Origin of the sequence: Streptomyces tricolor (genome assembly GCF_002155905.1) — a bacterium.
Classification (GTDB): domain Bacteria; phylum Actinomycetota; class Actinomycetes; order Streptomycetales; family Streptomycetaceae; genus Streptomyces; species Streptomyces tricolor.
Genome location: NZ_MUMF01000698.1, coordinates 1 through 10244, shown reverse-complemented (window position 1 = coordinate 10244; position 10244 = coordinate 1). Strand labels below are relative to the sequence as shown.

Sequence of the window (10244 nt, the reverse complement as noted above, 5' to 3'; positions counted from 1 at the left end):
CCGCCCGTCATCCACGAGTCGTGGACGTCCGGATCGACCGAGCAACTCTTCGAGAAATTCCGTCAGATCCTGCGCGACGCCCGGGAAAAGGCCATTGCCGAGGACGACGAAGTCACCCTGGAATACGTGAAATCCATGTATTCTAAGTTCGTGTCCACGATGGGGGAGTCGAACTTCAACAGGGAGATCTACCGCCCCGATTGGATGCACATCATCCGCTCCCAGGCGTTCGTCAACCTCTGGCTGAAAGCGCACAAAGCCCACACGGCGGGCCTGACCGTCATGCGGGTCCTGGGAACCGACGAACTCCACATCGCCGGTGACTGGCGGACGGTGTTCACCGAAGGACGCGGTGTGTCACAGGTGAAGGTGAAGGACGTGTACGACCTCCAGACCGGCGCACGGTAGAACGGCAAGGGTCCCGCATGCCGGACAGGACACAGGACTTCGGACATTACGGCGCCCGAGGCGCACGCGGCAGCGAAGCCGCGGCCCGCGTGCTCGACTCCCTCGCCTCGGGCATCGCGTCCCCCGTCACCACCCGCCGCGGCCTCGCGGCCCGCCTGCGCTACCTCACCCGCTCCGCCGCCGGACACGACGCCATGCGGGACGCCGGCCTCACCGTCCGCCCCCGCACCCTCAAGGCCTGGCTCGCCGGCACCCAGCGCCCGAACACGGCGAACCTCGCGAAGATCGACGCCGCCTACCGGGCGCTGCGCCGCCGTAACGTCGCCCGCTATCTGCTCGCGCGCCTGAACGCCAACGGCGGAACACGCGTGGAAATCCACCCCCTCGACCAGAGCCAGGTGCCGATTCCCCGGCAGCGCGTCCTGGAATACCGCCGACTGAACATCCGCACCTGGGACGCCATCGTCGACGCCTGGTCGAGAGGGGACATGCGCGCACTGGACGACGCCTGGATCGACCAGATCGTCAATCTGGGATCGCAGTGGGGGAAATACGAGTACGTCACGTCCGTGGGATTCGCGGCCTGAGGGACTACCGGGCGAGCGGCGCGGGACGGGGGGCCTGCGTCTGGGTGCCGGGAGCGCAGATGGCCACGGCCCAGAATTCGATGGTGTTCGTGGAGCTGGTGTTCCGTGCCACCGCGTGCCACCCGTCGGTGGTCGGCGAGTTCGTTCTCACCATGAGATCGATGACGCCGCCGTCGAAGGCGTTGTAGCCGCCGCCCGTCGGCACTTGCCCGGGCGGGCACTGGGCTTCGGAGCTGCCGGTCTGTCCGGGCGGGATCACGACATGTCTGCCGTCGGCCCACGTGTAGTCCTCCGCCCGTGGGGCCGTCCTCCTCCCGTCCGGCTGATCGGCCGCGCCCTGGGCGCCGGCCGTCCCGCCCGAGGCGAGAACCGCGACGATGGCCAAGGCGGCGATCGGGAACCGTTGCATCGGGAACCCCTTCGTGTCGTCTGAGGGATGACAACCCCGATATGCCCCTTGCGGGAACGGTGCTGTCTCCCTCTCACACGGGCGGAGCAGACAAGGCGTCCTCCGGCACGGCAGGACGCGCCCCGGCAGAACGCGCCATGGCCGGACGCGCCACGGCCGGACGAGCCACGGCAGGACGCGACCCGGCCCGACGTGTCACGGCAGGATGGAGTCCACGTAGCCCCCGTCGACCCGCAGAGCGCCTCCCGTCGTGGCGGAGGCGTACGGCGAGCTGAGGTAGACGACCATGTGCGCGATCTCCTCGGGCTCGATCAGGCGCTGGATCAGGGACTGGGGGCGGTGCTTGAGCATGAATTCGCGCTGCGCTTCGTCCCAGCTCAGGTCGTCCCCGACGAGCTGCCGGACGAAGTCCTCGACGCCGCCGGTGTGCGTGGGCCCGGCGATCACCGAGTTGACGGTGACGCCGCTGCCGGCGGCCTCCTTGGCGAAGCCGCGGCTGACCGCGAGCAAGGAGGTCTTCGTCATGCCGTAGTGGATCATCTCCGCGGGGATCACCACGGCCGAGTCGCTCGCCACGTTCACCACGCGGCCCCAGCCGCGCTCCCGCATCCGGGGCAGGCAGGCGCGGATCAACCGCACCGCGGACAGCACGTTGACCTCGAAATAGCGCAGCCACTCGGCGTCGTCGATCTCCAGCGGGGGAGTGGCGCCGAAGATGCCGAGATTGTTGACGAGGATGTCCACGTCGGGCGCGGCGTCGAGGACGGCGTCGGCGCCCGCCGCGGTCGCCAGGTCACCGGCCGCGCCCACGACGTCCCGCGAGCCGGCCTCGGCGCGGACGAGTCGGACGGCGTCCTCGACGGTCTCCTCGCGGCGGCCGTTGACGACGACCCGCGCGCCGGCCCGGGCGAGACCGACGGCGATGGCACGGCCGATGCCCTGGGTGGATCCGGTGACCAGTGCCGTCCGGCCGGTCAGGTCGATGTGCACGGAGAACCTCCTGGAACGGGAACGGGATGGGGTGGTCGCCCCGGGCAGCACGCTGCGCCGCACGGGCGTGGGAGCCGCGTGCTGCCCGGGCGTTCGGCCGCCTCGGCGGGCGGGCGGCGCAGCGCTCAGTTGAACGCGTCGGGGTCGGGGCCGGTCCGCAGGCCCCGGTCCAGGCCGGCCAGGGCCCGCAGGTCCGCGTCGGTCAGCTCGAAGCCGAAGACGTCGAGGTTCTGCCGGATGCGCTCGGGCGTCACGGACTTGGGGATCACGATGTTGCCGATCTGCAGGTGCCAGCGCAGCACGATCTGCGCGGGGCTGACGCCGTACGTGGCGGCGAGGTCCACCACGGCCCGGTCGCCGAGGACCGCACCCTGCGCGAGCGGGCTCCACGCCTCCGTGGCGATGCCGTGCTGCTTGTGGTAGGAGCGCAGCTCGTTCTGCTGGAGGCCGGGGTGCAGCTCCACCTGGTTCACCACGGGCGTGACACCGGTGCTCTCCATCAGCCGCCGCAGGTGGTCCACCTGGAAATTGGACACACCGATGGCACGGGTGCGGCCCTCGGCGAGGATCTTCTCGAAGGCCCGGTACGTGTCGACGTACAGGTCCCGGGCGGGAGCGGGCCAGTGGATCAGGTACAGGTCGACGTAGTCGAGACCGAGCTTGTCCAGGGAGGCGTCGAAGGCCGCGAGGGTCGCGTCGTAGCCCTGGTCCTCGTTCCACAGCTTGGTGGTGATGAACAGGTCGTCGCGCGCGATGCCGGACTCCGCGATCGCCCGCCCCACACCGCGCTCGTTGCCGTAGATCGCGGCCGTGTCGATGCTGCGGTACCCGGCCTGGAGGGCGTTGCCGACCGCGGTGGTGGTCTCCTCGTCGGGGACCTGGAAGACGCCGAAACCAAGCTGCGGCATCTCGACACCGTTGTTCAGCGTCACGTTCGGGATCGGGCTCATGAGAGTGCTGTCCTACCGTTGTTCCTTTACGCGCAGCGAGTACCTGCGCGCACGCCTTACAGTCGTCGACAATAGTTGCAGGCGCTGGCTACATGCAAGCGCAAGCGTGTTCCGTGGGGGTGGTCCGCCGGGGATGATCACCGGGGCAGGGCTGTGTCAGTGGTGGCTCTTATGGTGGAGATCTCGCTCGAACTCAGCACGGGGGGATCATGTCCGAGACCAGCATCGTCATGCCGGGGCACGCGCCGCATCCGTCGCTCGTCCACGCGCCGACCCGCCGCGCCCTGGCTCCGGGGGAGCGGCTGGACGGCCGGGGGCTGATCAGCTTCCGCCCGCTCACTGGGCCCTCCCTGCTGACGGTCCGTGAGCACCTGATCGTGCGGGGCGGTGATCCGGCGCGGCTCGATCCGGACCTCGCCGCGCTGCTGCTGATCGGCCACCTGATCGTGGAAGGGGACGAGGAGGGTGAGGAGGTCGTCCTCGACGGCGCCACCGGGCGGGTGTTCAGCATGTGGCTCTACGAGAAGTCGCCGGACGGAGCCGAGCTGTTCCCGCTGGCACCGTCGGTCGGAGCGCTGCTCCGCTTCCTCGGCGCGGTGGACGAATTCCGGGGCCTGCGCGGCAGGTTCGCCGCCCTGGCCGGGCGGACGGGTCCCGATGCGGTGCGGGCGGCCGAGCAGGCGCTGACCGCGGTGTTCGCCGAGGAGGCGTGGGGCGAGGACGGCTGGGGCCCGGCCGGCCCGCGGTCCGGCTGGGAGCACCCGATACCGGCGTTCTGGCGGATCGCGGCGGTGATCCGTCCGCTCGCCCTGATCGCCGGACCCGGGCGGGGGCTTGCCCTGGAACTGCCGGAAGGCCTGCTGGATGGGGTGTTCGGCGCCGCGAACATGGTGCGGCTCACGGACGACCAGCTGCCGCCGGCCCTCGTCCACGCGCCGACGCGCCGATTCCTGACCGACGTGGGCCTGCCCTCCGACGGGTTCATGTTCTACGGCCCCGAACCGGAGCCGCTGCCCACTCTCCCCCAGGTCTGGGCCGAGTCGCAGAGCGACCCCCGGCACGCGCACCTCTGGCACGGCGACGAGCGGCTGCCGCCCGACGCCGAGCACCTGGTCGTGCTCGGCGGGCTGGTCCACGACTTCAGCGTCCTCGTCGACGGCCGGACCGGCGCCCTCTTCTGCACGGAGACCGGTGCCGGCCACGTCGTCCCGGTCAACACCGACCTCTCCACGCTCGCCTTCACCCTCTGGCTGCACCAGCGGGAGCAAGTCCTCGACGAGGAGCACGACTTCACCCAGGACTTCTACCACCAGCTCGCCGACACCATGATCGAGGTGCTGTCCTCCGTCGACCCGACGGCCTGCCGCCCCGCCGAGGGCCCCGACGACTACCGGTACTGGCCGGAGGTCTTCCACGACGAGGCGGGCGGCGTGCTGTGACGGCGCGGCTCCGTCCGGAGCCCGCCTGAGGCCGGGCGGTGGAGGACCGCGCCGGGTGATCCGTGGGCGGCGTACGGCGGCCGGCGTCGCTCAGGTGCGCGAGCGTCCCCGGGGGCCGGCGGGTGCGGAGGCCGAGGCGTTCTCCAGTGCCGCGTCCTCGGCGGCCCCCGCCAGGACGGCGTCCAGCAGGCCGGGGTAGCGCGCGTCCAGGTCGTCGCGCCGCAGGGACAGCAGGTTCTCCCTGCCGGAGGGGTGCTGCCAGATGACGCCGCTCTCGCGCAGTACGCGCCAGTGATGCGTCATCGTCGACTTGGCGGTGATGCCCAGGAGTTCCAGCACGCTGGTGCAGTTGTGCTCCCCGCCCGCGTCGAGGACCCGCACGGCGGCGAGCCGTACGGGACTGCCCAGCGCGGACAGCACACTCTCGATCCGGATCTGGTCGCGCTCTGGGTGGCGGCTCATGGTTCCAAAGTACCGCGACATTCATACATTCCCTCTCGGGTTCGACTGTACGTGGATTGCCGAACAATCAATCGTACGTAAGAATGCGTACAGTCGTACTGGCGCTGGGCTGCCCCGTGCACCGGGCCCTCCCGCGCGTGCGCCAGGCCACCCCACCGGACCCCGAAAGAGGCATCTGCCATGTCCGCTTCCGTTTCCTTAGGCTCGCATCGAGGGGCCCCGGGCGGTGTCCCCCGCCACCTGGGCTGGACCCTGGCGCTCCTGGCCCTGGCCCAGCTGCTGTACGCCCTCGATCTGAACATCGTGTTCGTGGCGCTGCCCGAGATCGGCCGGGACCTCGGCTTCCCCGGCCAGACCCAGCAACTGGTCGTGAGCGCCTACGTCGTCTTCGCCGGCGGCTTCCTGCTGTTCGGCGGGCGGGCGGCCGATCTGCTGGGCCGGCGCAGGATGTTCGTCCTCGCCCTCGTGCTGTACGCGGTGTCGTCCCTGGCCGGCGGCCTCGCCCCCAGCCGCGAGGTCATCATCGCGGCCCGTGCCGTGCAGGGCATCGCCGGTGCCCTGCTGCTGCCGTCCACCCTCTCGCTCATCAACACCCTGTTCGAGGAAGGCCCCAAGCGGAACCGCGCCCTCGCGGTCTGGGGAGGCGCCGGAGCCAGCGGCCTGACCATCGGAGCCCTCCTCGGCGGCGTTCTCACCGAGCACTTCGGCTGGCCCTCGGTCTTCTACGTCAACGTTCCCCTGGGAGGCCTCATCGCGCTCTGCGCGCTGTTCGTCGTTCCGCGCGACCCGGCCCGCACCGCGCGCCGTACGTTCGACCTCCCCGGCTCCCTCGGCGTCACCGGCGGTGCGACCCTGCTGGTGTTCGCGCTCGTCGAAGGTCCCGAGCGGGGCTGGGGCGACAGCCTCGTGCTCGGGGCCTTCCTCCTGGCCGTCGTCCTGCTCGTCCTCTTCGCCGTCATCGAGAAGCGCAGCGCCGATCCGCTGATGCCGTTCCGGCTGTTCCGCAACCGAAGCCTCACCGTGGGGATGCTCGTCACCTTCCTGTACATGGCGACCTTCGGCGTCCTGCCGTACTTCCTCACCGTGCTGATGCAGAGCGTGCACGACTACAGCGCCCTGCAGACCGGCCTCGGCTTCCTGATCCCGTCGCTCGCGATCGCCGCCGGTACCCAGCTCGGGGAGCGGTTCGCCGGCCGGAGGGGCACCCGCGCCACCCTGGTCATCGGCTTCGGCATCGGGGTGATCGGCACGGTCGCCCTCGCGTTCGGCTTCGACGCCGACGCGGGCTACGGCCTGCTGGTGCCCGGCCTGGTCGTCTCCGGTGTCGGACAGGGCATCGTCTGGACCGCGATGTGGATCGCCGCCTCGACGGGCACCGCCCCGCAGGAGCAGGGCGTGGCCAACGGGGTCGCCTCCACCGCCCTGAACATCGGCAACGCCATCGGCCTTGCGGTCTTCACCGTGGTCGCCGACATCGGCACGGAAGGCAGGGCCGGTGAGGCGCTCAAGACCGCGACGGCGGACGGCGAGTTCCTGGTGGTGCTGCTCACCGCGGCGGGCATGCTCGCCGGTCTGCTCGTCACGCTCCTGCTGAAGCACCGGCCGGCATCCGCCGCCGCAGCCGCCTCCGCGCCCGCCGACGAAGAACCGCTGGCGGCCCGCTGACCCCCGACCCCCCCCATGCCGCGGACCCGTCAGCGGCAGCGGACGGACCCGCCCGACCGCACGGCTCGCTCAGGGGCGCCCCCGCAGCGAGCCCTGCGGTGCCGTCACCGCCGGGCCGCGGCCGGTCGCAGCAGAACGTCGCACAGCACCCCCGGCGAACCCGAGGTGACACACAACCGCACGCGGCCGTCGGCACGCACGACCGCCAGCCTCGCGTCCCGGACCGGGGCGGACGGAGCGCGATCCGGCCGGAGCGCCACCGACCCGCCACGGCCGTCGAGCGCCCACCGTCCCCGTCCGGTCAACCCCCCGTCCGGCGACGTGCGGACCGGCAGCCCGATCGCCGAGAACCGCCCGTCGGCGGCGAACTCCACCCGCCCGGTGGCGCCGCCCTCCGCCTCCCATGTCCCGACGACCGCGGACCGGGAGGAGACCACGGCCGACCGGGGTTTCGCCTCCTGCCGGGAGACGAGGTGCCAGACCGTCCCGCCGAGGAGTGTCCCGGCCAGGCCCAGGAGCACCGCGCGCCGCCGCCAGCGCGCCGGCCGTGGCCGGGTTTTCCGAGCGTCCCGTGGCTCGTCGTCCGGGTCGGCCATGCTTCTCGTGCTCCTCACACCGGGACGGGCAGGCTCCAGGGGAAGCCGGCGCGTCGGCCCCGAGGGGATCATGGCCGGGGGCCGGGTGGCGCGCAAGGGTCTCCCGGAGCGGGTGCGGTTCCGGTGGCCGGCCTGCCGTCGTGCCCGGCCGCCGTTTGACTTGGAGCGCGCTCCAAGATCTAGCGTCCAGGGGACACGGATCGACGAGCCCAGGAGGCAGCGACATGACCGACATCCCCACCCGGTACTTGGGCGAACTGGCGGTCTCCGCACAGGGTCTTGGCTGCATGGGCATGAGCCACGGCTACGGTGCCACGGACGACGCGCAGTCGATCGCCACGCTGCACCGTGCCCTCGACCTCGGCGTGACCTTCCTCGACACCTCCGACTTCTACGGCTTCGGACACAACGAGGAGCTGATCGGACGGGCCATCGCCGGGCGGCGCGACGAGGTGGTGCTGGCCACGAAGTTCGGCTTCGCCAACCGGCTGGGCGAGCCCACCCTGATCCGCGGCGACGCCGCCTACGTGCGCCAGGCCTGTGACGCCTCGCTGCGTCGGCTCGGCGTCGACCACATCGACCTCTACTACCAGCACCGGGTCGATCCGCAGGTGCCCATCGAGGAGACCGTCGGCGCCATGGCCGAGCTGGTGCGGGCCGGCAAGGTCCGTCACCTCGGGCTGTCCGAGGCCGGCGCGCAGACCATCCGCCGGGCGCACGCGGTGCACCCGATCTCCGCGCTGCAGAGCGAGTGGTCGTTGTGGACCCGGGACCTGGAGGCGGAGATCGTTCCGGTCTGCCGCGAACTCGGCATCGGCGTGGTGCCGTTCTCGCCGCTCGGCCGCGGCTTCCTGACCGGCCGTTACTCCTCGCTCGACGGGATGGCGGAGACCGACGTGCGGCGCGGCCAGCCGCGGTTCGCCGACGGAAACCTCGAACGGAACCTGGCGATCGTCGCGCAGCTGGAGGAGCTGGCCGCCGCCAAGTCCGTCACCGCCGGCCAGCTCGCCCTGGCCTGGGTGCAGCACCGGGGCGAGGACGTGGTGCCGATCCCGGGCACCCGGCGGCAGCGGTACCTGGAGGAGAACCTGGGGGCACTGGCCGTCGAGCTGACCGCCGAGGACCTCGCCGCGATCGAGGCCGCCGCGCCGCCCGAGCAGATCGCCGGCAGCCGCTACGACGCGACCAGCCTCACCTTCGTCAACCGCTGACGTCCGTCCGGGTGCTCCGCCCCCGACCGGGGGCGGACCGCGCGCGGCCGGGGTGCGGGGGTGGGATGATCCGCGTACGGAGAAAGGCCGGGTATGCACGGCATATCCGGGTTTCATCCCCATCGGGGGAAGCGAAGGCGCAGACCACCCCCGTCGCCGCCACGAAGGAGGCACACGCGATGCACTCGATCACGCGAGGCCTGACCGCCGGCCTGCTGGGGGCCGCCGCACTATGCCTTCCGGCTCCGGCCCACGCGGTCGCCGGTACCGACGCCGACCCGCCGCCGGCCGCGCACGCCGCCCCGCCGTCGGGCGCGTACTGCGGACCGGACAAGGCCACCGGGCTGGCGGTCTGGGCCGACCGGACCGAGTCCTGCGCCACCGCCCTGGAGGTGGCGAGCGCCTACACCAAGGCCGCGACCAGAACGGCGGAGGCGTCCGCCACGGTCCGCGTCGGCGGCACCACGTGGATGTGCCAGGAGCGCCAGGGCGACCCGAACCCCTACCGGGAATGCGTCGCCACGAGCGACAGCGGACGCCGGGTCGTCCTCTCGTCCTGACCCGTCGTCCTGACCTGTCGTCCTGACCCGGAGACTTTTCCCTGACGGAGGCCGGTCATCGCTGACCCGCGCCTGCCGGCGCTCGCGCTCGGAGGGCACCCGGACCGCTCCGAGCCACTGGCCCTCGCGGACGCCGGGGCCGCACGCGACACGACGGCCACCCGGGCCCGGCGCGCCCGCGGCCCCTGCCCCGCCTCCGCAGACCGCGCGGGCGCCGGTCAGATGCCGCTGACGGTGCTCCGGGCCGACCCGTCGACCTGGAGGGTGAAGACGTCGGGGCGCGCGTAGTGGCCGGTGGGATCGAAATCGAAGCGGGCGCGGGCGAGGTCGTCCAGGTCGAGTACGGCGGTCAGGATGCCCTCGCCGTCGCGCAGCGGACCGGCGAGCACCTCGCCGAGCGGGGAGACGATGACCGAGCCGCCGCCGATCAGGACGGTGTCGGGCGAGTCGCCCTGGACGGGGTGGACGTCGGAGGGCAGGGCGTCGCGGCGCAGGTACTGGTTGGCGCTGAGGACGAAGCAGCGGCCCTCCAGGGCGATGTGCCGCATGCTGGCCTGCCAGGAGTCGCGGTCGTCCACCGTCGGGGCGCACCACAGGTCGACGCCCTTGGCGTACATCGCCGTACGGAACAGCGGCATGTAGTTCTCCCAGCAGATCCCCGCACCGAGACGGGCGGTCCCGGTGTCGATGACGGGGAGCGTGGAGCCGTCGCCCTGGGCCCCACAGCGAGCGTTCGGCGGCGGTCGGCATGAGCTTGCGGTGCAGGCCCAGGTAGCCGGCGGGGCCGAAGAAGAGGGCGACGCAGTAGAGGGTGCCTCCGCGCCGTTCGACCGCGCCGACGACGGCGTGACAGCCCAGTTCCCGCGTGAGAGCGGCCAGGGTGTCGACCTCGGGGCCGGGGACGTCGACGGCGGCGGCGTGGTAGCGACGGAAGAGATCGCGGCCGGCCGGGGTCCGGCTGCCGACC

Annotated in this window: 10 protein-coding genes and 2 pseudogenes; 6 read left to right on the top strand and 6 right to left on the bottom strand. The window is 71.9% G+C overall.

Going from position 1 to position 10244, the window contains the following annotated elements:
- Nucleotides 1–408: pseudogene (locus tag CCN44_RS37720) on the top strand (transcriptional regulator); the annotation flags it as partial.
- 17 nt (nt 409–425) lie between these two features.
- On the top strand, nt 426–995 hold the full coding sequence (locus CCN44_RS37715) for a transcriptional regulator (protein ID WP_086703287.1): 570 nt from the start codon (nt 426–428) through the stop codon (nt 993–995).
- 4 nt (nt 996–999) lie between these two features.
- On the opposite strand, the gene CCN44_RS37710 is transcribed toward CCN44_RS37715, so the two are convergent.
- The 3 genes from CCN44_RS37710 to CCN44_RS37700 form a co-directional block, all read right to left on the bottom strand.
- On the bottom strand, nt 1000–1404 hold the full coding sequence (locus CCN44_RS37710) for a hypothetical protein (protein ID WP_059247103.1): 405 nt from the start codon (nt 1402–1404) through the stop codon (nt 1000–1002).
- A 195-nt stretch (nt 1405–1599) separates the two neighbouring features.
- Nucleotides 1600–2394 (bottom strand): SDR family NAD(P)-dependent oxidoreductase, encoded by a 795-nt coding sequence (locus tag CCN44_RS37705; protein ID WP_086703284.1) that lies wholly within the window; start codon nt 2392–2394, stop codon nt 1600–1602.
- Nucleotides 2395–2519: 125 nt separating this feature from the next.
- Nucleotides 2520–3344 (bottom strand): aldo/keto reductase, encoded by an 825-nt coding sequence (locus tag CCN44_RS37700; protein WP_086703281.1) that lies wholly within the window; start codon nt 3342–3344, stop codon nt 2520–2522.
- Nucleotides 3345–3553: 209 nt separating this feature from the next.
- Between CCN44_RS37700 and CCN44_RS37695 the strand changes: the two genes are divergently transcribed.
- Nucleotides 3554–4783: an SUKH-4 family immunity protein gene (locus CCN44_RS37695; RefSeq protein WP_086703278.1), complete on the top strand. Its 1230-nt coding sequence runs from the start codon at nt 3554–3556 to the stop codon at nt 4781–4783.
- A gap of 90 nt (nt 4784–4873) precedes the next feature.
- On the opposite strand, the gene CCN44_RS37690 is transcribed toward CCN44_RS37695, so the two are convergent.
- On the bottom strand, nt 4874–5245 hold the full coding sequence (locus tag CCN44_RS37690) for an ArsR/SmtB family transcription factor (protein WP_059247107.1): 372 nt from the start codon (nt 5243–5245) through the stop codon (nt 4874–4876).
- Nucleotides 5246–5425: 180 nt separating this feature from the next.
- Here CCN44_RS37690 and CCN44_RS37685 point away from each other — a divergent pair, with 180 nt between their 5' ends.
- Complete coding sequence (locus tag CCN44_RS37685) at nt 5426–6910, top strand: MFS transporter (RefSeq protein ID WP_208639925.1); 1485 nt, start codon at nt 5426–5428, stop codon at nt 6908–6910.
- 104 nt (nt 6911–7014) lie between these two features.
- Here the strand turns inward: CCN44_RS37685 and CCN44_RS37680 are convergent, their stop codons facing one another.
- On the bottom strand, nt 7015–7506 hold the full coding sequence (locus tag CCN44_RS37680; RefSeq protein ID WP_086703275.1) for a hypothetical protein: 492 nt from the start codon (nt 7504–7506) through the stop codon (nt 7015–7017).
- 224 nt (nt 7507–7730) lie between these two features.
- Here CCN44_RS37680 and CCN44_RS37675 point away from each other — a divergent pair, with 224 nt between their 5' ends.
- Both CCN44_RS37675 and CCN44_RS37670 read left to right on the top strand, forming a co-directional pair.
- Nucleotides 7731–8717, top strand: a complete 987-nt coding sequence (locus CCN44_RS37675; protein WP_059247109.1) for an aldo/keto reductase — start codon at nt 7731–7733, stop codon at nt 8715–8717.
- A 179-nt stretch (nt 8718–8896) separates the two neighbouring features.
- The gene (locus CCN44_RS37670; protein ID WP_059247110.1) at nt 8897–9277 is read left to right on the top strand and encodes a hypothetical protein; all 381 of its coding nucleotides are present in this window, start codon (nt 8897–8899) and stop codon (nt 9275–9277) included.
- A gap of 218 nt (nt 9278–9495) precedes the next feature.
- On the opposite strand, the pseudogene CCN44_RS37665 reads toward CCN44_RS37670, so the two are convergent.
- A pseudogene (locus CCN44_RS37665) lies at nt 9496–10156 on the bottom strand (nitrilase-related carbon-nitrogen hydrolase).
- Between the last annotated feature and the right edge of the window lie 88 nt (nt 10157–10244).